A 23,309-nucleotide genomic window follows, 5' to 3' on the forward strand; every position below is an offset into this window, starting at 1 on the left:
TTTATTAGTATGAAAATAGGTTTTTTATCTCATGCAGGGGCAAGTATATATCATTTTAGAATGCCAATTATTAAGGCTTTGATAAATCAAGGCCATGAAATTTTTATCATAGTTCCAAAAGATGAATATACGCAAAAACTTCAAGAATTAGGTTTAAATCTTGTTATTTATAATTTTTCAAGATCTAGTTTAAATCCTTTTGTAGTTTTTAAAAATTTTTTTCATTTGAAAAAGGTACTGAAAAATTTAAATTTAGATCTTATTCAATGTGCTGCACACAAAAGCAATACTTTTGGAATTATAGCTGCTAGATTGGCCAAAATTCAATTTATTTTTGGCTTGGTTGAGGGTCTGGGTTCTTTTTATATTGATAATAATTTTAAAAGCAAAATAATAAGATGGAGTATAAATTTATTATATAAAATTTCTTTTAAGCTTGCCAATGGTTTTATATTTGTCAATGAGAGCAATGCTTTTTTTATGAAAAATTTAGGACTTGAGCAAAAAAAAATTTTCATTATTAAATCAGTTGGTATTGATCTTAAAAAATTTTTTCCTATAAAAATTAAATATGAGTCAAAAAGAATTTTTTGGCAAAATCTAAATATAGATGAAAAACCTATTATTTTAATGATAGCAAGAGCTCTATGGCACAAAGGAATTAAGGAATTTTATGAGAGTGCAAGTTTGTTAAAAGAACGAGCTAATTTTATTTTAGTAGGAGGAAGAGATGACAATCCTTCTTGTGCGAGTTTGGAGTTTTTAAATTCAGGTTACGTACATTATTTAGGTCCTAGAAATGATATAGTGGAATTATTGAGAAATTGTGATATTTTTGTTTTGCCAAGCTATAAAGAAGGATTTCCCGTGAGTGTTTTAGAAGCTAAAGCTTGTGGAAAAGCTATTGTGGTAAGCGATTGTGAAGGATGTATAGAAGCAATTTCAAACGCTTATGATGGACTTTGGTTTCAAACTAGGAATGCTAAAGATTTGAGTGCTAAAATTGAACTTTTATTAAACGATGAAAAATTAAAGGATAATTTAGGAGTAAATGCGGCTAAAGATGCTTTAAAGTATGATGAAAATATTATAGCTCAGCGTTATCTGGAAATTTATAAAAAGGTAATTAAAAATGTATAATCATTTTTTTAAGAGAATTTTTGATTTTTGTTTGGCTTTATTCTTACTTGCATTATTTTTTCCTATTATTTTTGTAACAGCTTTGCTTTTAAAGTTAACTCAAGGAAGCGTTATTTTTACACAATATAGACCTGGTTTAAATGAAAAAATTTTTAAAATTTATAAATTTAAAACAATGAGCGATGAAAAAGATGAAAATGGAGAGCTTTTACCAGATGAAAAGCGTTTAAAGGCTTTTGGAAAACTTGTAAGATCTTTAAGTTTAGATGAACTTTTGCAACTTTTTAATGTTTTAAAAGGCGATATGAGTTTCGTTGGACCTCGTCCTTTGTTGGTGGAGTATTTACCTCTTTATAATGAAAAACAAAAATTACGTCATAATGTACGCCCAGGTATTACAGGATGGGCGCAGGTAAATGGTAGAAATGCTATTTCTTGGGAAAAGAAATTTGAACTTGATGTGTATTATGTCGAAAATCTGTGTTTTTTGCTTGACTTAAAGATTATGTTTTTAACTGCTTTAAAAGTTTTAAAAAGAAGTGGAGTAAGTAAAGAAGGACATGTTACTACAGAGAAATTTAATGGCAAAAACTGAAAAAATCTATATTTATGGAGCTGGTGGTCATGGGTTGGTTTGTGAAGATGTTGCCTTAAGCTTAGGCTATAAAGAGTGTATTTTCTTGGATGATTTTAAGGGAAAGCCTTTTAATCCTAATTTGGAAAAATATGATTTTTTTATTGCCATAGGAAATAATCAACTAAGAAAAGAATTTTTTGAAAAAGTTTCTATAAATGGTTTTAAAATAGTTAATCTCATCCACCCAAGTGCGATTATTAGCCCTAGTGTTTTCTTAGAGGAAAATGCTGGAATTTTAATCATGCCTCATGTTGTAGTTAATGCAAGAGCAAAAATTTCAAAAGGAGTGATTTTAAATACTTCAAGCGTGATTGAGCATGAGTGTGAAATAGGAGAATTTTCTCATATTAGTGTTGGGGCTAAATGTGCAGGCAATGTAAAAATAGGAAAAAATTGTCTTTTGGGAATTAATTCTTGTGTTTTGCCAAATTTAAACTTGGCTGATGATAGTATTTTAGGTGGAGGAGCAACTTTGATTAAAAGCCAAGATGAAAAAGGTGTTTTTGTAGGAACACCTTCAAGAAGGATAGATGAGGTTTATTGAATATGATTTTATCATCTTGTATAACAAATCTTTCATTTTGGAATAGATTGTTATAAATTTTAAGCAAGCATTTATCTTATGTGCTATATGTTTGCTTTGAAAAATTCTCTAAAACATAAATTTCTTGTTGGCCTTAAAGTGAATTCAAATTCTAATTTTAGTAAGTTTGAAAAATATATTAAGTATCGTTATGTTCTTTAATGGTTTGATAGGAATTTGGTGTAATTTTTAAGGTTTTTTAACTTCCTTTTTTTAAATTAGAAAATAAAAATTTAAAAACACTTTAGAAATTACAAATATCATTTTTGTTTATGATGATAGGTGTATTATTGTTGCTTATATTTATTATATTTGTTTATATAATTGATAAATTTAATCTTTTTTTATGTATTTTGCAAGATGAGAAGGTGTAGAAATTTATAAAAAGGCGAAATTATAAAAAAGAAGATTTGTAAAAACTTCAAATGTGGTATAAAATAAATTTAGGTGCAAAAAGAATTTTTAATGTTTGATTTCTGGTAAATTATTTTAGATACAATGCAATATAAATATAAATCTCTTTATAAAAAGGATAAAAAATGAGATTTTTTCTTTCTCCTCCTCATATGAGCGGTAATGAATTAAAATATATCGAAGAAGTTTTTAAGAGTAATTATATCGCTCCTTTAGGTGAATTTGTAAATCGTTTTGAAAAAAGTGTTAAAGAATATAGCAAGAGTGAAAATGCCTTAGCACTTAACTCTGCTACCGCAGCTTTACATTTGGCTTTAAGAGTTGCAGGTGTGGAGCAAAATGATATAGTTTTAGCTTCATCTTTTACTTTTATAGCTTCGGTAGCACCTATTTGTTATCTTAAGGCAAAACCTATTTTTATAGATTGTGATGAAACCTATAATCTTGATATTACGCTTTTAAAACGTGCCATTAAAGAATGTGAGAAAAGACCAAAAGCTCTTATTTTAACTCATCTTTATGGAAATGCTGCAAAGATGGATGAGATCATGCAAATTTGTAGTGAAAATAATATTATTTTAATCGAGGATGCCGCTGAAGCTTTAGGAAGTTTTTATAGGGAAAAAGCTTTAGGAACATTTGGAGAATTTGGGGTTTATTCTTATAATGGCAATAAAATTATTACAACTTCAGGCGGTGGCATGCTTGTTGGTAAAAATAAAGAAAAAGTCGAAAAAGCTAGATTTTACAGTACTCAAGCAAGAGAAGATTGTTTGCATTATGAACATTTAGATTATGGATATAATTATAGATTAAGTAATGTTTTAGGAGCTATTGGTCTAGCGCAAATGGAAGTTTTAGAACAAAGAGTGCTTAAAAAAAGAGAAATTTATAATTGGTATAAAGAATTTTTAGGAGATAAATTAACTTTTTTGGATGAATTAAAGGACTCTAGAAGCAATCGTTGGTTAAGCACTGCTTTGATTGATTTTGATACAAAAGAGCTTAATTTATATGAAAAGAATATAAATATTTCTCAAAAAAATATACCTTTGCATCCAAAAATTTCTAAATTAATAGATGATTTAAAAAAGGAGCAAATTGAAACGCGTCCACTTTGGAAAGCTATGCATACTCAAGCAGTTTTTAAAGACTGTAAAGCTTATATTAATGGAAATAGTGAGTTATTTTTTCAAAAAGGAATTTGTTTGCCAAGTGGAACAGCTATGCAAAAAAATGATGTAAAAGAAATTTCAGAATTAATCCTTAAAAGTATAAAGGAATAATATGGATTTTTATAAGAGCAAAAGATTAATCTTTTTTTTATGTTTTGATATTGTTTTATTTTCTCTTTCTATATATCTAGCTTTCTCTTTGCGCTTTAGTGGAGATATTGCAAATATTTTTTATCAAGGCATGCTTAAAGCAGGAGTTATTTTACTTTTTTTGAAAATAGCTTTTTTATTTATTTTTAGAATTTATAAGGTTGCTTGGAGATTTTTTTCTTTAAGCGAGGCAAGAAAAATTTTCTTTGCTTTGGCTTTGGCTGAATTTTGTTTTTTAATTATTTTTTATTTTTTTAGTGATTTTTTTAATCCTTTTCCAAGAAGTGTAATAGGGATTGATTTTGTAATATCTTATATGTTCATAGGAACTTTAAGAATTAGTAAAAGAATGCTTGTAGATTTTAAATTTTCCAAGGCTAAGCAAGAAAATCCTTGTATTGTTATAGGAGCAACTTCTAAAGCTTTGCATTTATTAAAGGGAGCAAGAGAAGGAAGTTTGGGATTTTATCCTGTTGGGGTAATTGATGAAAGAAAAGAACTTATAGGAACTTATTGTGATAAATTTATTGTTCAAGATAAAAGCAAAATCAAAGAATATGTTCAAGATGGTATTAAAACTGCCATTATCGCATTAAAATTAGAGCAAGAATCTTTAAAAAAACTTTTTGAAGAATTAATAGATTATGGCATTATAGATGTTAAAATATTTTCTTTTACTCAAAATAAAACTAGAGATATTAGTATAGAGGATCTTTTAGCTAGAAAACCAAAAGATTTAGATGATGGTGCTGTAGCAGCATTTTTAAAAGATAAAGTTGTATTGGTAAGTGGAGCAGGTGGTACCATAGGAAGCGAGCTTTGCAAACAATGTATTAAATTTGGTGCGAAACATCTTATAATGCTTGATCATAGCGAATTTAATCTTTATAAAATCAATGAGGAATTACAAAATTTTAAAGAAAAAATTACTCCTTTAATGATGAGTATTTTAGATCATGATTCTCTTGATAAGGCATTAAAGACATATCAACCTGAACTGATTTTGCATGCTGCTGCTTATAAACATGTTCCACTTTGTGAGCAAAATCCTTATGCTGCTGTGATTAATAATATAGTAGGAACAAAAATTTTAATTGATAGTGCTAAAACTAATGGTGTTAAAAAATTTGTAATGATTAGTACAGATAAAGCTGTACGTCCAACGAATGTCATGGGCTGCACTAAAAGAGTTTGTGAGCTTTATACATTAAGTTCTTCAAGTCCTGATTTTGAAGTTGCTTGTGTGCGTTTTGGTAATGTTTTAGGTTCAAGTGGAAGCGTTATTCCTAAATTTAAAGCCCAAATTGAAAATGGAGAAGCATTGACTTTAACTCATCCTGATATTGTACGTTATTTTATGCTTGTAAATGAGGCTGTGCAACTTGTTTTACAAGCTGGAGCTATTGCTAAAGGTGGAGAACTTTTTGTACTAGATATGGGAAAACCTGTTAAGATTATGGATTTGGCCAAAAAAATGCTTTTGCTTTCAAATCGTCCAGATTTGGAAATTAAGATTGTAGGGCTTAGAAAAGGAGAAAAGCTTTTTGAAGAACTTTTAATTGATGAAAATGATGCTAAAACAAAATATGAAAGTATTTTTGTAGTTAAAAACGAAAAAATCGATTTGAATATTTTAAATTCACAAATTGAGAGACTTAAGCAAAATAAAGATATAATTAGTCTTTTAAAAGAAATTGTACCCGAATTTAAACATAATGCTGGAGGTAATTAAACATGTTTATTAAAGACATGCAAAGATTTGAAGATAATCGATATAAGGCTAGAGCCTATATGACTTATATTTTAACAAGAAATTTACCCAATAAGCTTCCAGATATTCGTCTTGAAAGCATACGTGCTGCTTTGGATAAAATTGAGCACGATATTTCAGTTTTCGATGCTTTGTATATACTTGATACTTCAGGAAGGCAAATTGGAAATGCTATCGCATTAAAAAAAGAATATGAAACGGGAGATGGAGAGGATAAAAGTTCAAAAGCTTATTTTTATAGAGCTGTCAATCTTAAACGATGCACTCTTAGCGATCCTTATCCTTCGGTTTTAAATAGCGAATTATGTGTTACAGCTTCAATGCCTATTTATGATAATAAAGATAATTTATTATTTGTTGTTTGCATTGATATCAGTTTAGCAAATATTTTAAAAATGATTGAAACTGGTTATTCTGAAACTATTTTTACATATTTTAGTCGCATAGTTTATTTTTGCTTTGCTGTAGTTTTATTTATCATTACTTGTTTTTTATTTCAAAAAGGCTTATTTAGTTTATTTCATCCCAAGGGGGAGGTTGGAATACAGGTTATTTTTCAAAGCACCATCGCTATAACTTTGGCTTTGGCTATTTTTGATTTAACAAAAACAATTATAGAAGAAGAGGTTTTTGGAAAAACAAAAAAAGAGATTAATGGAATTCAAAAAACTATGGTGAGATTTTTAGGCTCCATTATCATTGCTTTGGCTATAGAAGCTTTAATGCTTGTTTTCAAGCTTGTCTCAAGTGATTTATCACAAATGCTTTATGTATTTTATCTTATTGGAAGTATTAATCTTCTTTTAATAGGACTTAGTATATATTTATTTGCAGTAAAATATAAGAATAATTAAGGAAAAAAATGTTATAATTATTTTTTATAAGTTTAATAAAATTTTGAGAAAAATAATAGCAAAATAAATTTTTGAAAGGACAAATTGTGAAATTGTTAGTTGTTGATGACAGTTCTACCATGAGAAGGATTATTAAAAATACCCTAACAAGACTTGGACATAATGATGTTCTTGAGGCTGAACATGGAGTTGAGGCTTGGGATTTACTTGTTAAGAATGAAGATGTTCAAGTTTTAATTACTGATTGGAATATGCCAGAAATGAATGGTTTAGAGCTTGTCAAAAAAGTTCGCGCTGAAAAAAAATATGAAGATATGCCAATTATTATGGTAACTACAGAAGGTGGTAAAGCAGAGGTAATTACTGCTTTAAAAGCTGGCGTTAATAATTACATCGTTAAGCCTTTTACTCCTCAAGTATTAAAAGAAAAACTTGAAGATGTTTTAGGAACAGGTTCTAATGAGGCTTCAGCTGAATAAAAATAAAGCCTTTTTTATGGCGTTATGATGCAAAAAATTTATTATGAATTATTTTTTAAAGTAGATAAACAATATAAAAATTTATTTCTTGATTTTGTTTTTGATTTAGGCATTGAAGCTATAGAAGAAAAAAATGAAGGTATTTATATACGTTCAAATGAGAGTTTAGAAGAAATCTCATGGGCTCTTGAGATTTTTTCTCAAAAATTGAAAGAAAAATTTAATACAAAAAAAGATATCCTCTACGATAAAACTATTAAAGAAAAAGAAAATAAAAATTGGATAGAAGAATATAAAAAAAATATCAAACCTATTTTAATTGATCAAATTTATATTCATACTACTTGGCAAGAAGAAAAGCAAAATTGCATTAATATAAAAATAAATCCCGCCTTAGCTTTTGGTTCGGGCCATCATGAGAGTACTTATGCTTGTATAAAATTTTTACAAAAATTTGCAAAAAAAGATGATCTAGTTTTGGATTTGGGCTGTGGTAGCGGGATTTTGGGCATTGTAATGTCTAAATTGGGATGCAAGGTTGAAATTTGCGATACTGATGAGTTGGCTATCCATAGTTCTTTAGAGAATGCAAAACTTAATCAAATTTGTTTTGAAAATTCATGGAAGGGCTCTATTGAACAAGCAAAACATAAATATAATTTAATTGTAGCCAATATTATTGCAGATGTTATTTTGATTTTAGAAAAAGATATTAAAAAACATTTAAAAGATAATGCTATACTTATATTGTCTGGAATTTTAGATAAATATCAGACAAGAGTTAAAGAAAAATTTCAAGATTTAGAGCTTATTGATGAAATTAAAATCAATGAATGGTGCTCTTTTGTATTTAAAAATAAAAAGGAAATATAATGAATAATTCTTCTAACAATAAAGGTAATCCGCAAAATAATGGTTTTTTTAATAAAAATCCTATTTTTATTTTTGCGGTTTTTGCTATTGCAATTATAGTAATTTTTAAAGGATTATTTGATGGAAATACTTCATTTAGCGGCATGTTAAATGGTAGGGAAACTCATAAAAATATTCCTTATTCTGAACTTAAGAAATTAATAGAGGGTGGCCAGATTAATCAAGTTAGCATAGGGCAAACTACCATAAAAGCTGTATCAAGTGCACAAAATACTGTCTATAGCGCAAAGAAGGTTAATGATCCAGAACTTGTAAATTTGCTTGATAGTAAAAATATTGCTTATGGAGCTTATTCTGAAACAAATTGGTTTACTGATATATTGTTTTCATGGGTATTGCCTGTGTTTATTTTTTTCGGTATTTGGATGTTTTTGGCTAGTCGTATGCAAAAAAACATGGGAGGATCTATTTTAGGCATAGGAAGTTCTAAAAAATTAGTCAATTCTGAAAAACCAAAAGTAAAGTTTAATGATGTTGCAGGTGTTGAAGAAGCTAAAGAAGAGGTTAAAGAAATCGTTGATTTTCTAAAGTATCCTGAAAGATATATTAAACTCGGGGCTAAAATTCCAAAAGGTTTATTGCTTGTTGGGCCTCCAGGCACAGGTAAAACTTTACTTGCAAAAGCAGTTGCTGGTGAGGCGGATGTTCCATTTTTTAGTGTTTCTGGTTCTTCTTTTATTGAAATGTTTGTAGGTGTTGGTGCATCTCGTGTAAGAGACTTGTTTGAAAATGCAAAGAAAGAAGCTCCTGCTATTGTCTTTATTGATGAAATTGATGCAATAGGAAAAAGCCGTGCAGCTAGCGGTATGATGGGTGGAAATGATGAAAGAGAGCAGACTTTAAATCAGCTTTTAGCTGAAATGGATGGCTTTGGAACAGAAAGCTCTCCTGTTATTGTCTTAGCTGCAACAAATCGTCCAGAAGTTTTAGATGCTGCACTTTTAAGACCAGGTAGATTCGATAGACAAGTTTTGGTAGATAAACCTGATTTTAAAGGTAGATGTGATATTTTAAAAGTACATATGAAAGATGTTAAAATTTCCCCTGAGGTAAAAGTTGAAGATATTGCAAGATTAACTGCAGGGCTTGCTGGTGCAGATTTGGCTAATATTATTAACGAAGCTGCATTATTAGCAGGAAGAGATTCTAAAAAGCATGTAGAACAAAATGATCTTGTAGAGGCAGTTGAGAGAGCTATAGCTGGGCTTGAAAAGAAATCACGTCGTATTAGCGATAAAGAGAAAAAAATTGTAACCTATCATGAATGTGGCCATGCTTTAATAGCAGAAACTACAAAAGGTGCAAAAAAAGTAAGTAAAGTATCTGTTATTCCAAGAGGTTTAGCAGCTTTAGGTTATACGCTTAACACTCCTGAAGAAAATAAATTTTTAATGCAAAAACATGAATTAATCGCAGAAGTTGATGTGCTTTTAGGTGGTAGAGCGGCTGAAGAAGTGTTTATTGGAGAAATTTCAACAGGAGCAAGTAATGATTTAGAAAGAGCCACAGATATTATAAAAGCTATGATTTCGATGTATGGTATGAGCGAAATTGCAGGTTTGATGGTTTTAGAGAAACAAAGAAATACTTTTTTAAGTGGTGGACAAACTATTAAGGATTATTCTGAAAAAACAGCAGAATCTTTAGATGAATATGTTAAAAAAACTTTAGATGAGCGTTATAAGGATGTTAAAAATACACTAAGCGCATATAAAGGTGCTATTGAAACTATGGTTGCAGCTCTTTATGAAGAAGAAACAATAGAAGGTGCAAAGGTGCGAGAAATTATTAAAAACTATGAAAAAGAAAACAATCTTTCAAGTCGTTTACAAGAGATTGAAGAAAATACTAAAGAAGAAAAATAATGAAATATATTACAAAAGAAGGTTATTTTAGTATAAGTTTGATTATATTTTTAATCATATTATTTTGGATTTTAAATAGCTTTTCTTTTGTACTTTTTTTGTTATTATTAATATTTTTATTTATTTTTAGAAATCCAAATCGTATTCTAATTTGTCATGATATAAAAGCAATTTTGTCCCCTATAGATGGACAAATTGTGCAAATAGAAAATACTGTTAGAAAAGATTTTGGAGAGTGTGTAGAAATAAGTATTGTCAATTCTTTTTATAATGCGGGTTCTTTTTATGCTCCTTTTGAAATGAATATTGAAGAAATTAAATACAGATATGGACTTTTTTTAGACAAAGAAAGTCAAAATTTGAATTTTTTAAAAGAAAAAATTACTATAAATGCTGTAAATAATTCATCTAAAATACTTTTGGAAATTTATGCTGGAAATTTAGGAAAAAAAATAAGACTCGATAATATTTCTCATAGTCTAAAAGTTGGAGATAGATTAGGTTTTTTGATTAATGGAAAGATAAAACTTATACTTCCAAAAAATATACGCATACAGGCAGGACTTGGTGATGAAATAAAATCTGGATCTTTATTGGGTTATTTGATTTAAGGAGATTGTTATGAATAGCAATAAACCGCAATTTGTTTATATTTTACCAAACCTTTTTACTGCTGCTTCTATTTTTTTAGGTGTTATCTCTATCATTAGTTCTATACAGGGAAATTATTATAAGGCTTTAATTTATATTATTTTTTCTTTAATTTGTGATGGGCTTGATGGAAGGGTAGCTAGATTAACAAAAACTACTTCAAAATTCGGAATTGAATTTGATTCTTTAGCTGATTTGGTTGCTTTTGGTGTTGCTCCTGCCATACTTTTTTATATGGCAATAGGTTCTGAGTATGGAAGATATGGCTCTTTAATTGCAGCTTTTTTTGTAGTTTTTGGTGCTATACGTTTAGCAAGATTTAATGTAACAACTGGGACTTATGAGCCTTCTGTTTTTATAGGACTCCCTATACCTACGGCAGCTGTTGTTAGCTCTATTTGGACTTATAGTTATTACCATTATGACTTTTTAAAAACTTATGGAGTTGCCTTTTTAATTTTACAAGCAATTTTAGGTTTATTAATGGTGAGCAATATACGTTATCCAAGTTTTAAAAAATTAGATTTTAATCGATCTAGCGTTTTGAAAGTATTAATTATATTAATAATTATATTTTCATTTTTATATCTTTATCCTCTTAGAAGTTTAATTACTTTAGCGAGCTTATATGTTCTTTATGGTATTATACGAGCTTTTTATACGATTATTTATTCTAAATTTAAAAGAAATTAAGTATAAAATTTAGCAATATCTATACATTCTTTATTGCTAAATCCAGCTTTTAGTCTTGCATTTATATTAAGTTTTTTTCCAGCAAGAGAAAATTGATGAAATAAATTACAAATATCTAAAAAATTATATTGTTCTTTATTTGAAAATTTCCACCAATAATCCCCTTTTTTTACATGTTTGATTTCATCATTTAAAATAATAGTTAGAATTTCCTTTAATAAATTTTTTATAGGATGATTTGAACTTTCAAGTTTGGCAACAACAAATGGATTTGCATCGAGTCCTTTTGCTTCTAAACCACGATGAACCACACCCATTCTAAAATTTAAAGAATTTTGAGTTGCTTTTAGTGCAGCTTCTAAATTATCATGTACACTAAAATCTCCGTATTTAAAGCCAAGTTCTTTTAATGTTGAATTTAATAAATTAAAATGTTTAATTTCTTCTTCGGCAACTTCTAGCCAATCTTTATAAAATTGTTCAGGTAAATTTTTAAAACGATAACTTGCATCTAAGGCTAAATTAATTGCACTAAATTCAATATGTGCTATGGAATGAATCATTTTGGCTAAGGAATGAGTAGAATTAAGAAATTTTGGACGTCTGATTTTTGTTGGATGGGTAAGTTTTAAATTGGAATTTATATTTTCTTTGAAAATACTATTTTGGTTGTGATTAAAAACAATTTTTTTGCTTTTAAAATTATCGTAAAAATCAGAGAATTGGTTAAATTTTTCTTCAATATTTTGTTCGTATAAAATTTTTTCTAAATTAAAAAAGAATTCTTGATGCATTTTTATCCTAAAATTTTATTTTTAATTATATTTAAAAAAAATAAATTTTGTTATAATGTTAATTTTTAGATTGGAAAATGAAAATGAAAGTATTAAGCGAAGAAGAAAAAAAAGTTATTTTATTAAAGGCGACTGAAGCTCCTTTTAGCGGAAAGTATAATGATTTTTATGAAAAAGGGATTTATCTTTGCAAACAATGTGGTTCTAAACTTTATAGATCAGAAGATAAATTTAAATCAGGATGTGGTTGGCCAAGTTTTGATGATGAAATTTTAGGAGCTATAAAAAGAATTCCAGATAAAGATGGTATGCGTACAGAAATAGTGTGTTCAAATTGTGATGCACATCTTGGTCATGTCTTTGAAGGGGAAGGTTTTACAAATAAAAATGTTAGACATTGCGTAAATTCGATTTCATTGGAATTTGTAAAAGGTTAATTGTGCTACTAAATTTGAGTTCTGAAATTTATTTAATATTTTTTTCTAGTATAACTTTACTTGCTATTTTAAATCCGTTTGGTAATTTAACTCAATTTTTATCTATGAGTGATGGTTTACCTTTAAACCTTAGAAAAAAATTATTTAGATATATACTTTATACAGCATTTGTTATTATGCTTGTATTTTTATTTTTAGGCCCTTTACTTATGAAATATATTTTTCGTATTTCATTGGACGAATTAAGAGTTTCTGGGGGTTTGGTTTTAATTATTATGTCGATTAAAAATTTACTTTTTTCTGCAAAAATGATTATGAAAGATTTTAGTTTTTATCAAGAAATGGATGATAGAGAAATCTTACGTCAAAGTTTAATTCCTATGGCTTTTCCTATGCTTGTTGGTCCAGGAGCTTTAGCGAGTGTTGTAGTAATTTCTGGAGATTGTGGTATTGACATAGCTCTTGGAGGTATTGTTATAGCTTTTATTTTTATGTTTGTTTTGTTTCATTTTGCAGCGACCATAGAAAAGATAGTTGGAAAACTTATTTTGCATATTTTTTCTCGAATTGCTCAAGTATTTATTGCTGCTATGGGATTTAAAATGATTGTAATTGGACTAAAGGATATTTTTCATTTATAAATTTTGATTTTTTAGATCTTTAAAATTTTTAAAGCCACTCTCTTGGCAACATTTTTCTTCTATAATCTTTAGAAATTCCTTCCTAGGAATATTTTTTGCTCCCATAAAATCTAGATGTTTGTTATAAATTTGACAATCTATTATAAAATTGTAAGGTGATAAAAGATTGCAAAGCTTTATCATTGCGATTTTTGAAACATTTTTTTTTAAACTAACCATACTTTCTCCAAAAAAAATTTTTCCTATAATTAGCCCGTAAATACCTCCTACAAATTCGTCATGATCATATAATTCTAAAGAATGAACGTATCCTAACTGAAAAAGAGTATTATATGCTTGGATAAAATCATCATTAATCCAACTTTGAGATCGTGCATTTTTACAAGAAGTGATTAGTTTTAAAAAATTATGATCAAGTCTTACTTCATAAAGATTTAAAAATTTTTTCATATTTTTTTGTATATGAATAGCTTTGGGTTCTAGTATGCATCTGGGATCAGGACACCACCAAGTAACCGGATTACTAGTCCATGGAAAAAGTCCAAAGCGATAAGCTTTTAAAATAAAATCTGCCTCTAATCTTGCACTTAAAAATACAGGTGCATCCTTAGGGGCTTTTAATAATTCAGAATATAAATTCAAGTTGTCCATTTTTCTTAAGTTTAATCTTAACTACCCCACCTTGTTTGAGTTTTCCAAAAAGAATTTCATCGCTAATTTTTTCTCCAATTTCTTCGCAGATAATACGCTTAAGCAATCTTACACCAAATTCTTTATTGTAAGCTTTTTTAGCTAAATGGATTTTGGTTTTTTCATCAGCGATAATTTTAATATTTTTTAAATTTGTAGAAATTTCATCTAATTCTTTTTGTACAATTTTTGACAATATCTCATCATTTAAATCATTAAAATGTAATATTTTATCAATTCTATTAATAAATTCAGGAGCAAAAAAGTCTTTTATAGCACGATCACTTTTTGATTCATTTTTGCTTAAAAATCCCAATTCATTACTTTCTTTTAGACCTAAATTAGATGTCATTATAATAATAGTATTTTTAAAATCTATTTTGAGTCCACTATTGTCTGTAAGTTCAGCATTATCAAATATTTGCAAAAAAGTATTACTTAAATCAGGGTGGGCTTTTTCTATTTCATCGAAAAGTACTAAGCTAAAAGGATTTTTTCGTATCGCATTGCTTAAAAGTCCTCCATCTTCATAGCCAATATAGCCAGCAGGAGAGCCTATAAGTTTGCTAAGAGAGTGTTTTTCTGCGTATTCACTCATATCAAAACGTTCTAAATTAAGTCCTAAAAATTCTGCTAAAGTTTTGCAAAGTTCTGTTTTTCCAACTCCGCTAGATCCGGTAAATAAAAAAATTCCTCTTGGTGAATTAGAGTTTTTAAATCCAGCAAAACTTTGTTTTAATGTAGATACTAATTGATCAATAATCTCATCTTGTCCAAAAATTTTTGTCTTTAAATTTGTTTTTAAATTAGCTAAAGCTTTATTATGGTCAAATTCAAACATTTTATGATGTCGAGTCATTTTAGCTAATACTAGTTCTAAATCTTTAAGAGTAATATTTTTTTTATTTCTAGAATTTAAGGCAAAAGATGCTCCAAGTTCATCAATAAGATCTATAGCGCTATCTGGTAAATATTTGTCATTGAAAAATTTCTTACCCCATATAACCGCTTGTCTAAGAATTTCATCACTTAATTTTATTTGATGAAATTTTTCATATTTTGTTTTTAGTCCTTGTAAAATTTGAAAAGCTTCTTCTTGATTTGGTTCATCTACATTGATTTTGGCAAAACGACGACTTAAAGGCTTGTTTTTGTCAAAAGTGTTTTTGTATTCCATATAGGTAGTGGCTCCTATACATTTTAGACTACCATTGCTGAGTGATGGTTTTAAAAGATTTGAAAAATCAGCATGCGATTCTCCTGTTGCTCCAGTTCCGACTATAGTGTGAATTTCATCAATAAACAAGATTGCATTAGGGATTTTATCGAGTTCATTTAGAATTTCTTTAATGCGTTTTTCAAAATCTCCACGATATTTTGTTCCAGAAAGTAATCCGGTCATATCTAAGCTGAAAATTTGAGCATTTTGTAATTTTTTAGGAACTTTTTTTTCTATAATAGCAAGAGCAAGTCCTTCAATAATAGCTGTTTTACCAACTCCAGCTTCGCCAACTAAAATAGGATTATTTTTTTTACGACGAGATAAAATTTGCAATATTCTTTCAAGTTCAAATTTTCTACCTATCAGAGGATCTATTTTTCCTTGTTTTGCTAAAAGTGTTAGATTATTTGTATAAGAATTTAAAATTTCTATTTGAGTGTGTTGTCTTAATTCTTGTATTTTTTCTAGACTAATATCATATTTTTTTAATAAATAATTCGATATTGTTCTTTCATCTTGTAAAATTTTTTCTAAAAAGTCAATGATTTTCATTTCGGCAAAATTATCTGCTAAAATTTCATCTAAAATAATGGAATTAGCAGGTGTGACTTCTTGATTTAATACTTCATTATTTTTTGCTATATAGTTTTTTAGTTCTTCTTCAAAAATTTCTAAATCTTTATCTGTACATTCTTTAAAAATTGTTTTAAAATCTGTACTTAATTTGACTAAGGCAAAAAGTAAATGTTCACAAGTTGTAAATTCGTGTCTATTGATAAAACTTAAATGTCTAGCGTGATCGAGATATTTTTGTAAATTTTCTTGATATTTCATTCTTCTTCTACTTTTACTTTTAAAGGAAAATTTGCCATTTGGGCAGCCTCAAAAACTTTTTTTTGTTTCGAAAGTGCTATTTCTTGTGTATAAATACCACATATTCCACTACCATTTAGATGAACTTCTAGCATAATTTTACTTGCATTTTCAAAATTATGATGAAAAATATTCATTAAAATTTCTATAACAAAATCCATAGTAGTTATATCGTCATTTAACAATATAACCTTAAACATTTTAGGTTCTTGGAGTTTGCTCTGTTCTAAAGTTTTAACTTTTGGCATTATTTTTCTTTATAAATTCTATTTAGATCATCTTGGATTAATTGGGTCGGAATCTTTCCAAGATAAAAATTTACAGGAGCATTGTTGTTCCAGTAATCACTAAGATTTTGATAAATTCCATTTTTTATAACAACTTTAAAAGGTAATTGTTCCATGCTTTGATAATTAATATCTTTTAAAATTTGAGCAATAATGCGATCATTTTGAGAACTATTACTTAAAAAATAATAAGCTCCATAATCATTAGCAAATTTTTTTACAACATCATCACTAACATCTTCAAAGTGTGTTAGACCGATAATAATGAGTTTATCTGAATTATTTCTCCAAAGATTACTAAGATTTAAAGCTTCTTCTTTGCAAGGGGTGCAAAAAGTGCCGAAAAAATCAATCATTAAAACCTTATTTTCTTCTCCTTTAACAACAAATCCTTTGTCTGTTCGAATAAGAGTTTTAGTACCTCCATTGATATTTTTTAGGACAATTTTATCTCCTTTTTTATATTCTTCAAACATATAATCATTTTTTATATTTTCTTCGTGAGAGCAAGCATTAAGAAAAAAAATAATACTCGCGCAAATTAGAGTTAAAATTTTTTTCATTTTATACTATCCCTTTATTGATATTTTTTAAAGCCATTTTAGCATCTAAATCAGCTTGTTTCTTTTTTAGGGTTTCGCGCTTGTCATGTAAATTTTTGCCTTTAACTAAAGCTAAAGTTGCTTTGATTTTATTTTTATCATTAAAATAAAGATCTAATATAACAAGTGTATAACCTTCAATACTAACTCGACCAAAAAGTTTATCAATTTGTTTTTTATGCATCAATAGCTTTCTGGCACCTCTTTCTTCATGTTTGTAAAAAGCATGAGTAGTGTTTAATAATGCAATATGAGCATTTAAAAGAAAAAGCTCCCCTTTAATAATGCGAACAAAAGAATCTTTCAAATTGGCTCTTCCAGTACGTAAGGCTACTACTTCGCTACCTTTAAGAACAATACCAGCTTCAAAACGTTCTATAATGTTATAATTAAACAAAGCTTTTTTATTTCTAGCAATAATTTTCACTTGCAAACCTTAAAAACACTACTTCCGCTTCCACTTAAAAAATATTGATTTTCTAAATAATTTAGCATTTTAGGATATAAAGATACACAAGGAGTAAATAAATCATTAAGCTCGAAGTTTTTATAGATTTGAAGAATTTCTTTAGTGCTTAAATTTTCATATATTTTGGCTTGTTTAAGATTAAGTTCAAAATCGTATTTTTTTTTATCAAATTCCTTATAAACTTCGTTTGTGTCGCAAAAAATTTGAGGAAAAGTCCAATTAATATGTGGAATTTCATCCTCAAAAGCATCAATGATTTCTCCACATCCCTTAACATTTGCAGAATGAAATCCGCTTAAAAAAAAGGCAATATCGCTTCCTAGTTTTATGCTTAAATTAATTAGTTCTTGTGTAGATAATTTTAAATTTAAAGTTTCATTGATTAAAATTAAAAAACTAGCACAATTACTACTTCCACCGCCAAGCCCAGCACCTGTTGGTATATTTTTTATAAGTTTTAGGCTTTTATTTTTAAATAATTCTTCAAGTTCTTTTTTATAACCATAGTTGCATAGTAAATGATAGGCTTTTTTGATAATATTATTTTCGCAATAAAAATCACTTATGATTTCAAAGCCTTCTTGGGTCTTCTCATTACTTAAATAAAGCTCATCGTAAAGATCTTTAAGTAAAATAAAACGAGAATTTAAAAGATGATATCCTCGGGTATCTAATCCTACGATTTTTAAAAAAATATTTGCTTTGGCGTATGCTTTCATTTAATTAATTTTTTACTAAGATCATCTAGGCTGATATCATTTTGAACCACAGAATGTAAATTTTCATCTTTAATTTGAGTCATTAGTTCTTTTCTTAAAATCATTAACGATTTTGGAGCATCAATACCTATTTTTGCATAGCCTTTTCCGGTTTGCACTACCTTGATTTCTATGCCATCACCAATAATAATACTTTCATTTTCTTTTCTTGATAATATTAACATTTTTCAACCTTATTTAAAAGATATTTTACCTTATTTTCATTAATATTAATAATGCTAAAATATTTTTCATTTTCTATATAGTAATTTCCACTATCTTGATATTTAAGATCGTTTAAATTCAACTTAGTCCCATTTTCAAGCTTATTTAAATCCCAAATAAAATTAGGTTTTAAATCAAGATATTCTAACACATTAATTTCTTTTTCATTATTATAAACAAATTTTCCTTCTTTTATGCGTTCTAATGAACTTAAGGTAGCATTAATGCCTAATTTTTGAGCAAAAATTTCACAATAAGATCTTATATAAGATCCTTCGCTAACACTAATTTCGATATTTAAAAAAGGATGATTATAATGTAAAATTTTACAAGAAAAAATTTCCATTGTGCAAGACTTTAATTTGACAATTTCTCCTTTTTTTGCAAATTCATAGGCTCTTTTTCCTTCAATTTTTTTAGCGCTAAATTGAGGAGGAAAATAATCAATTAAACCCAAAAGTTCTTTGCTGATTCTTTCAAGAGTTAAGAAATTAAAAGGTTTTAAAGTTTTTATCTCTTGTATGTTTTTATTATCAAGACTTAAAGATTTTACACCAAGCCATAGGGTTGCTCGATAAATTTTTGGAGTTTTTTTTAAAAATTGAAAAAGTTTAGTGTATTGTCCAAAAGCAACAATTAAAATACCTTTAGCAAAAGGATCTAAAGTTCCAGAATAGCCTGCTTTTTTATTATTATATTTTTTCTTTAATTGGTTTAAAAAATGATTGGAACTTATTTCTGCGGGTTTAAATGCAGCAAAAATTCTATTCATATTACACCTTCTACAAAACTTGATAAAATTGTACGCTCTATACCACCAAAATTGATTTTTAATCTTTCTTCTTTACCATTTTTAATAACACTTGTAATTCTTCCTATTCCAAAAATTTTATGTTTTACTAAATCACCTTTTTTATAATTTGATGTATTTTTTTGAGAGGTAAAATAAGAAGATTTGCTTTTGCTAAGTCTACTTTCTTCCAAAAATCTACTAGGAAAAAGTTTAGTTCTTGATCCACGATAAAATCTTGAGCTAGAGACACTTAAATGAAGTTGTTTTTTTGCTCTTGTTATTGCAACATAAGCAAGGCGTCTTTCTTCTTCTATATCTGAATTATCTACTGGAAAAAATCCTTCTTCAAGACCTATAATAAAGACGTGATCAAATTCTAAGCCCTTACTTGCATGAACGCTCATGATATAAATGCAATCACTATCTAGGCCATCTTGATCACTTAAAAGCGAAATTTCATTTAAAAAATCATTTAATTTGAGATTTTCATCTTGTTTAATTTTATCATTAAGATTGGCATAAAATTCGCTGATATTAGCAACTCTATCTTCTGCATCAATTTGTTCTTTGTAAAAATCTTTTAATTTAATTTTTTCTTCAAATTGCTCAATAAGTTGTTTTAAATTTTGACATTCTAATAATTCATGGATAATATTAATAAATTTTTGTATCTCACGATTTGTTTTTTTTGAACTAATAAGATTAGGATTACATAATGCTTCAAAAAGAGAAATTTTTTCTTTTTTAGCATATTCTTCAAATTTTTTTATACTGCTTTCTCCGATACCTCTTTTTGGACGATTAATAATGCGTTTTAATGAAAAATCATCTTCGGTATTAGCAAGAAAACGAAGATAGGCAATTAAATCTTTAATTTCCAATCTTTCATAAAAACGCATACCGCTAAGTAGTTTATAGGCAATTTTTTCACGCATAAAAGCTTCTTCGATGGCTCTAGAGAGTGCATTGACTCGAAATAATACAGCGATTTCATTTGAGGGGGTATTATTGTTAAGTAGTTCTTTAATTTTTTTACAGATAATATCACTTTCTTTTTTTTCATCATCGCTATAGAAAATGTTTATTTCTTCTCCATGATCTTTAGTGCAAACTAAAGTTTTACCTAGTCTTTTTTTATTATGCTCAATTAAAATATTTGCAGCATTTAAAATTGATCCTACAGAACGATAATTTTGTTCTAATTTTACAAGCTTAACATTATCAAATTGGTTTTGAAAATTTAAAATATTTTCTATTTTAGCACCTCTCCAGCCATAAATACTTTGATCATCATCTCCTACAACGCAGATATTTTCATGAGAGGTGCAAAGTTTTTTTAAAATTTTATACTGCAAAGTATTAGTATCTTGATATTCATCAACGGTTATATATTGATAAATATTACTTTGAGTTTTGGCAAATTCTAGATCATTCTCTAAAATTTGATAAGGTAAAAGCAACAAGTCGTCAAAATCAACAAAATTATACTTCAAAAGATAATCTTGATATTTTTGATAATATTTTGCATAAGTTTTATCTGAATTTTCTATAGTTTCTAAATCTTTTAAAATTTCATTAGAGTTTTTGGCAATATTTTTACAAGTAGAGATAAAATGTAAAATAGTAGAGATATTTTCTTTAGAATCATCAGCCATTTCTTTTAAGATTTTTTTTGCATCGTCGCTATCTATGACAATAAAATCATTTTTTCGATTAAGTTTTTCAATATGCATTCTTAAAAACATTAATCCAAATTTATGAAAAGTGCACAAAAGTGGATTAGAATTACTATTGATTAGGGCTAAGGCCCTTGTTCTCATTACACTTGCTGCTTTATTGGTAAAGGCTAGAGTTAAAGTATTTGAAGCTGGAATTCCAACTTCTTTGATAAGATAAGCTAGGCGAGTTGTGATAGTTTTTGTTTTGCCACTACCAGCACCTGCTAAAATAAGCATAGCACCATCAATATGAGAAGCTGCTTCTATTTGACTAGGATTTAAACCTTTAAATAAATTCATTTTTTTAAAAGATTTAAATTGTTTGGGTTTTGTAAAAAAATATTTTTAGAATTTTGTAAATTCTGTTTATTTTTACGCTTATAAAAACTAAAGTTAACAAAGATAACGCTATTTTCTACTTGAATTTGAGTGATAGCTCCAAGATCAACTTTAACAAAGCTATCAAAATCATCTGGGCCAAAACCGGCGTGAAATTGTATATATTCTTTTTCTAATTCTATAGAGCTAAAAGTATAACCACCTAAAACAAAAAGTGCATAAGGATTTTTTTTAACATCTAATTCTGGTGGCAAAATAGGATTAAAGTCTATAAATTGGGTATTGGCAACTATTGAGAATTCTATATTGTTTTGAATTAAATTTTGTATGACATGAAAACAATTTTCTTGCATTAAATTGATAAAATTTTCATTTTTTAAAATTGATTCTAGCATTACAACTCCATAAATTCATCAATAATTTGTTTGATTTCCATGATGCCAATTTCCCAAAAATTTTCATTTTCTATATCAAGGCCAAACATTGAAACAAGTTCTTTTGGACTAACACTTCCTCCTAAAGAAAGCATTTTTATATAAAGTTCTTTAAAATTTTTCTTTTCCTTTCTTTTGTAAAGTCCATAAAATGCTAGCACTAAAAGTTGTGCATAGGCATAAGCATAGCAGTAAAATGGGGTATGGATAAAATGTGGGATATAGCTCCACCAAAGTGCATAATTTTTTGTTAAATCTACACTTTCTTTAAACATTTTTTGAGATTCTTCCATCCAAATTTTAGAAATTTCTTCACTATTTAATTCATGTTTATAGCTATGAATACGTCTTTCAAAACAAGTAAAATTAATTTGTCTATAAAGTGTGGCAAAAATATCTTCAATTTTTGCAGCATAAAGAGCAATGAGCTCTTCTTTTTTTAATTTATTTTTAATATAATCAAAAACTAGCATTTCTGCAAAAACTGAAGCTGTTTCAGCTGTTGTTAGCGGTGTATCTTGATTTAAAAAAGATACATTATAAGATAATTTTTGATGGATAGTGTGTCCTAGCTCATGTGCTAGAGTAAAAAGGTCTCTTCTTTTATTAGTGTAATTAAGCAAAATAAAAGGATGAGAATCTGGTGTAGCAGAATGAGAGAAAGCTCCTCCTTGTTTTCTATCTTTAGGGTAAACATCGATCCATCCTTGTTCAAAGGCTTCTTTTGCAATATCTCCAAAAATAGGTGAAAAATCATAAAAAGCCTCTAGGACAATTTTTTTGCTTTCTTCAAAACTAAAATTCACTTCTTTTCCAATTGGAGCATAACGATCATAGTCTTTTAATGTATCAAATCCTAAAATTTGTTTTTTCTTTTTATAAAAACGCTCTACAAGTGAGAAATTTTTTTGAGTTATTTTTATAAGAGAATCAACGCTTTGTTTAGAAATTTGATTTTTTAAATGTCTTGGAGTTTCTGCGTCTTCATAGCCACGTAAAATGCAAATATTTTTAAGTTCTGTTTTTATCATATTAAGAATAAAGGTAAGTAAATTTATATTTTTATTTAAAACTTTGGTAAATTTTTTTGCCGCCTTTTTTCTAATTTTTCTATCATGATCATATAATTTGCTTAAAATTTCTTCTTCGCTTAATTTTTGATCTTCAAAAGATATTTTTAAAGAACTCATACTCTCATCAAAAAGACGGCTAAAAGCATTTGCTCCGGTATTAGACATATAAAGCATTACACGTTCTTCTTTTTGGCTTAAATTATATCTTTTATTTTTGATTAAATTTGTAAGATAAAAATGATAATCCTCGCAAAATGTTATAAATTCTTTAGCTTTATTCTCATTTATCATGCAAAATTCAAGTTCAAAAAATAATAAATTTTCTTCAGCTTTTTGACATTCTTGTTCATATTGAGCATAAAAAGAGCCTTTAGAAGTATCTTTTGCAAAGCATAAATAAGCATAAGTCATTATTTTATTAAGTTTTAAATTTAAATTTTCATATTCTTTAAGAGTGTTTAAAAATTGTTCTGGAGTAAGAGATTCTAGTTTATTTTCATATTTTTTTTTAAACAACTCTGTTTCATTAATACAACAAGATGTGTAATTTTCTAATTCTTTGTCATTTTGAAAAAGTATGCTAAGATCCCATTGAGTCATCTTTTTTCC

Annotated in this window: 25 protein-coding genes; 13 read left to right on the forward strand and 12 right to left on the reverse strand. The window is 27.7% G+C overall.

Annotated elements, in window-relative coordinates; translation table 11 throughout:
- The first annotated feature begins 9 nt into the window (after positions 1–9).
- The 11 genes from ACD570_RS03875 (at position 10) to pssA (ending at position 11,345) form a co-directional block, all read left to right on the forward strand.
- The gene (locus tag ACD570_RS03875; protein WP_337207377.1) at positions 10–1,140 is read left to right on the forward strand and encodes a glycosyltransferase family 4 protein; all 1,131 of its coding nucleotides are present in this window, start codon (positions 10–12) and stop codon (positions 1,138–1,140) included.
- On the forward strand, positions 1,133–1,735 hold the full coding sequence (gene pglC / locus ACD570_RS03880) for an undecaprenyl phosphate N,N'-diacetylbacillosamine 1-phosphate transferase (protein ID WP_337198842.1): 603 nt from the start codon (positions 1,133–1,135) through the stop codon (positions 1,733–1,735). The genes ACD570_RS03875 and pglC overlap by 8 nt, the downstream gene beginning before the upstream one ends.
- Positions 1,722–2,321: a UDP-N-acetylbacillosamine N-acetyltransferase gene (gene pglD / locus ACD570_RS03885; protein ID WP_337204791.1), complete on the forward strand. Its 600-nt coding sequence runs from the start codon at positions 1,722–1,724 to the stop codon at positions 2,319–2,321. The genes pglC and pglD overlap by 14 nt, the downstream gene beginning before the upstream one ends.
- 578 nt (positions 2,322–2,899) lie before the next feature.
- The gene (gene pglE, locus ACD570_RS03890; RefSeq protein WP_337202975.1) at positions 2,900–4,060 is read left to right on the forward strand and encodes a UDP-N-acetylbacillosamine transaminase; all 1,161 of its coding nucleotides are present in this window, start codon (positions 2,900–2,902) and stop codon (positions 4,058–4,060) included.
- Position 4,061: 1 nt separating this feature from the next.
- On the forward strand, positions 4,062–5,831 hold the full coding sequence (gene pglF, locus ACD570_RS03895) for a UDP-N-acetylglucosamine 4,6-dehydratase (configuration-retaining) (protein ID WP_337207372.1): 1,770 nt from the start codon (positions 4,062–4,064) through the stop codon (positions 5,829–5,831).
- 2 nt (positions 5,832–5,833) lie between these two features.
- Complete coding sequence (locus tag ACD570_RS03900; protein ID WP_200280349.1) at positions 5,834–6,724, forward strand: PDC sensor domain-containing protein; 891 nt, start codon at positions 5,834–5,836, stop codon at positions 6,722–6,724.
- A gap of 86 nt (positions 6,725–6,810) precedes the next feature.
- Complete coding sequence (locus ACD570_RS03905) at positions 6,811–7,203, forward strand: chemotaxis response regulator CheY (protein WP_137623456.1); 393 nt, start codon at positions 6,811–6,813, stop codon at positions 7,201–7,203.
- Between the two features lie 27 nt (positions 7,204–7,230).
- Positions 7,231–8,076, forward strand: coding sequence for a 50S ribosomal protein L11 methyltransferase (locus ACD570_RS03910; protein WP_239819834.1), 846 nt, complete (start codon positions 7,231–7,233; stop codon positions 8,074–8,076).
- The gene (ftsH, locus tag ACD570_RS03915; RefSeq protein ID WP_337202980.1) at positions 8,073–10,001 is read left to right on the forward strand and encodes an ATP-dependent zinc metalloprotease FtsH; all 1,929 of its coding nucleotides are present in this window, start codon (positions 8,073–8,075) and stop codon (positions 9,999–10,001) included. The genes ACD570_RS03910 and ftsH overlap by 4 nt, the downstream gene beginning before the upstream one ends.
- Entirely contained in the window at positions 9,998–10,612 is a 615-nt protein-coding gene (locus ACD570_RS03920) for a phosphatidylserine decarboxylase (RefSeq protein ID WP_337202443.1), read from the forward strand. The genes ftsH and ACD570_RS03920 overlap by 4 nt, the downstream gene beginning before the upstream one ends.
- A gap of 10 nt (positions 10,613–10,622) precedes the next feature.
- On the forward strand, positions 10,623–11,345 hold the full coding sequence (gene pssA, locus ACD570_RS03925) for a CDP-diacylglycerol--serine O-phosphatidyltransferase (protein ID WP_200280355.1): 723 nt from the start codon (positions 10,623–10,625) through the stop codon (positions 11,343–11,345).
- On the opposite strand, the gene ACD570_RS03930 is transcribed toward pssA, so the two are convergent.
- Positions 11,342–12,139 carry a ferritin-like domain-containing protein gene (locus ACD570_RS03930; RefSeq protein WP_200280358.1) on the reverse strand — a complete coding sequence of 266 codons (798 nt, stop codon included), beginning with the start codon at positions 12,137–12,139 and terminating at the stop codon, positions 11,342–11,344. The two genes, pssA and ACD570_RS03930, sit on opposite strands and share 4 nt — an antisense overlap.
- A gap of 83 nt (positions 12,140–12,222) precedes the next feature.
- On the opposite strand from ACD570_RS03930, the gene ACD570_RS03935 reads away from it, so the two are divergent.
- Together ACD570_RS03935 and ACD570_RS03940 are read left to right on the forward strand one after the other, a co-directional pair.
- Positions 12,223–12,576: a methionine-R-sulfoxide reductase gene (locus ACD570_RS03935; protein WP_200280361.1), complete on the forward strand. Its 354-nt coding sequence runs from the start codon at positions 12,223–12,225 to the stop codon at positions 12,574–12,576.
- A 14-nt stretch (positions 12,577–12,590) separates the two neighbouring features.
- Positions 12,591–13,217, forward strand: a complete 627-nt coding sequence (locus ACD570_RS03940; RefSeq protein ID WP_337196443.1) for a MarC family protein — start codon at positions 12,591–12,593, stop codon at positions 13,215–13,217.
- On the opposite strand, the gene aat is transcribed toward ACD570_RS03940, so the two are convergent.
- The 11 genes from aat to ACD570_RS03995 are packed head-to-tail and all read right to left on the reverse strand — an operon-like array spanning position 13,212 to position 23,300.
- Entirely contained in the window at positions 13,212–13,868 is a 657-nt protein-coding gene (gene aat, locus ACD570_RS03945) for a leucyl/phenylalanyl-tRNA--protein transferase (protein ID WP_239819830.1), read from the reverse strand. The two genes, ACD570_RS03940 and aat, sit on opposite strands and share 6 nt — an antisense overlap.
- Positions 13,843–15,963, reverse strand: coding sequence for an AAA family ATPase (locus tag ACD570_RS03950; RefSeq protein ID WP_337207368.1), 2,121 nt, complete (start codon positions 15,961–15,963; stop codon positions 13,843–13,845). The genes aat and ACD570_RS03950 overlap by 26 nt, the downstream gene beginning before the upstream one ends.
- Positions 15,960–16,250 carry an ATP-dependent Clp protease adaptor ClpS gene (locus tag ACD570_RS03955; protein WP_337198833.1) on the reverse strand — a complete coding sequence of 97 codons (291 nt, stop codon included), beginning with the start codon at positions 16,248–16,250 and terminating at the stop codon, positions 15,960–15,962. Before ACD570_RS03955 ends, ACD570_RS03950 begins: the two co-directional genes overlap by 4 nt.
- Complete coding sequence (locus ACD570_RS03960; protein WP_239819827.1) at positions 16,250–16,852, reverse strand: TlpA family protein disulfide reductase; 603 nt, start codon at positions 16,850–16,852, stop codon at positions 16,250–16,252. The genes ACD570_RS03955 and ACD570_RS03960 overlap by 1 nt, the downstream gene beginning before the upstream one ends.
- A 1-nt stretch (position 16,853) precedes the next feature.
- Positions 16,854–17,318 (reverse strand): SsrA-binding protein SmpB, encoded by a 465-nt coding sequence (gene smpB / locus ACD570_RS03965; RefSeq protein WP_417904139.1) that lies wholly within the window; start codon positions 17,316–17,318, stop codon positions 16,854–16,856.
- Positions 17,315–18,079, reverse strand: a complete 765-nt coding sequence (locus tag ACD570_RS03970; RefSeq protein ID WP_200280395.1) for a 4-(cytidine 5'-diphospho)-2-C-methyl-D-erythritol kinase — start codon at positions 18,077–18,079, stop codon at positions 17,315–17,317. Before ACD570_RS03970 ends, smpB begins: the two co-directional genes overlap by 4 nt.
- Positions 18,076–18,303 carry a carbon storage regulator CsrA gene (csrA, locus tag ACD570_RS03975; protein ID WP_337208697.1) on the reverse strand — a complete coding sequence of 76 codons (228 nt, stop codon included), beginning with the start codon at positions 18,301–18,303 and terminating at the stop codon, positions 18,076–18,078. The genes ACD570_RS03970 and csrA overlap by 4 nt, the downstream gene beginning before the upstream one ends.
- Entirely contained in the window at positions 18,297–19,115 is an 819-nt protein-coding gene (truB, locus tag ACD570_RS03980; RefSeq protein ID WP_417904140.1) for a tRNA pseudouridine(55) synthase TruB, read from the reverse strand. The genes csrA and truB overlap by 7 nt, the downstream gene beginning before the upstream one ends.
- The gene (locus ACD570_RS03985) at positions 19,112–21,154 is read right to left on the reverse strand and encodes an ATP-dependent helicase (protein WP_417904141.1); all 2,043 of its coding nucleotides are present in this window, start codon (positions 21,152–21,154) and stop codon (positions 19,112–19,114) included. The genes truB and ACD570_RS03985 overlap by 4 nt, the downstream gene beginning before the upstream one ends.
- On the reverse strand, positions 21,151–21,588 hold the full coding sequence (locus ACD570_RS03990) for a hypothetical protein (protein ID WP_200280407.1): 438 nt from the start codon (positions 21,586–21,588) through the stop codon (positions 21,151–21,153). The genes ACD570_RS03985 and ACD570_RS03990 overlap by 4 nt, the downstream gene beginning before the upstream one ends.
- The gene (locus ACD570_RS03995) at positions 21,588–23,300 is read right to left on the reverse strand and encodes a M3 family oligoendopeptidase (protein ID WP_337198829.1); all 1,713 of its coding nucleotides are present in this window, start codon (positions 23,298–23,300) and stop codon (positions 21,588–21,590) included. Before ACD570_RS03995 ends, ACD570_RS03990 begins: the two co-directional genes overlap by 1 nt.
- Between the last annotated feature and the right edge of the window lie 9 nt (positions 23,301–23,309).

Origin of the sequence: Campylobacter sp. LH-2024, from assembly GCF_048270605.1 — a bacterium.
Taxonomy (GTDB): Bacteria; Campylobacterota; Campylobacteria; order Campylobacterales; family Campylobacteraceae; genus Campylobacter_D; species Campylobacter_D molothri.

Coding starts and splice junctions, on each gene's coding strand:
- ACD570_RS03875 (WP_337207377.1), top strand. CDS start 10: ATGAAAATAGGTTTTTTATCTCATGCAGGGGCAAGTATATATCATTTT.
- pglC (WP_337198842.1), top strand. CDS start 1,133: ATGTATAATCATTTTTTTAAGAGAATTTTTGATTTTTGTTTGGCTTTA.
- pglD (WP_337204791.1), top strand. CDS start 1,722: ATGGCAAAAACTGAAAAAATCTATATTTATGGAGCTGGTGGTCATGGG.
- pglE (WP_337202975.1), top strand. CDS start 2,900: ATGAGATTTTTTCTTTCTCCTCCTCATATGAGCGGTAATGAATTAAAA.
- pglF (WP_337207372.1), top strand. CDS start 4,062: ATGGATTTTTATAAGAGCAAAAGATTAATCTTTTTTTTATGTTTTGAT.
- ACD570_RS03900 (WP_200280349.1), top strand. CDS start 5,834: ATGTTTATTAAAGACATGCAAAGATTTGAAGATAATCGATATAAGGCT.
- ACD570_RS03910 (WP_239819834.1), top strand. CDS start 7,231: ATGCAAAAAATTTATTATGAATTATTTTTTAAAGTAGATAAACAATAT.
- pssA (WP_200280355.1), top strand. CDS start 10,623: ATGAATAGCAATAAACCGCAATTTGTTTATATTTTACCAAACCTTTTT.
- ACD570_RS03930 (WP_200280358.1), bottom strand. CDS start 12,139: ATGCATCAAGAATTCTTTTTTAATTTAGAAAAAATTTTATACGAACAA.
- ACD570_RS03935 (WP_200280361.1), top strand. CDS start 12,223: ATGAAAGTATTAAGCGAAGAAGAAAAAAAAGTTATTTTATTAAAGGCG.
- aat (WP_239819830.1), bottom strand. CDS start 13,868: ATGGACAACTTGAATTTATATTCTGAATTATTAAAAGCCCCTAAGGAT.
- ACD570_RS03950 (WP_337207368.1), bottom strand. CDS start 15,963: ATGAAATATCAAGAAAATTTACAAAAATATCTCGATCACGCTAGACAT.
- ACD570_RS03955 (WP_337198833.1), bottom strand. CDS start 16,250: ATGCCAAAAGTTAAAACTTTAGAACAGAGCAAACTCCAAGAACCTAAA.
- ACD570_RS03960 (WP_239819827.1), bottom strand. CDS start 16,852: ATGAAAAAAATTTTAACTCTAATTTGCGCGAGTATTATTTTTTTTCTT.
- ACD570_RS03970 (WP_200280395.1), bottom strand. CDS start 18,079: ATGAAAGCATACGCCAAAGCAAATATTTTTTTAAAAATCGTAGGATTA.
- csrA (WP_337208697.1), bottom strand. CDS start 18,303: ATGTTAATATTATCAAGAAAAGAAAATGAAAGTATTATTATTGGTGAT.
- truB (WP_417904140.1), bottom strand. CDS start 19,115: ATGAATAGAATTTTTGCTGCATTTAAACCCGCAGAAATAAGTTCCAAT.
- ACD570_RS03985 (WP_417904141.1), bottom strand. CDS start 21,154: ATGAATTTATTTAAAGGTTTAAATCCTAGTCAAATAGAAGCAGCTTCT.
- ACD570_RS03990 (WP_200280407.1), bottom strand. CDS start 21,588: ATGCTAGAATCAATTTTAAAAAATGAAAATTTTATCAATTTAATGCAA.
- ACD570_RS03995 (WP_337198829.1), bottom strand. CDS start 23,300: ATGACTCAATGGGATCTTAGCATACTTTTTCAAAATGACAAAGAATTA.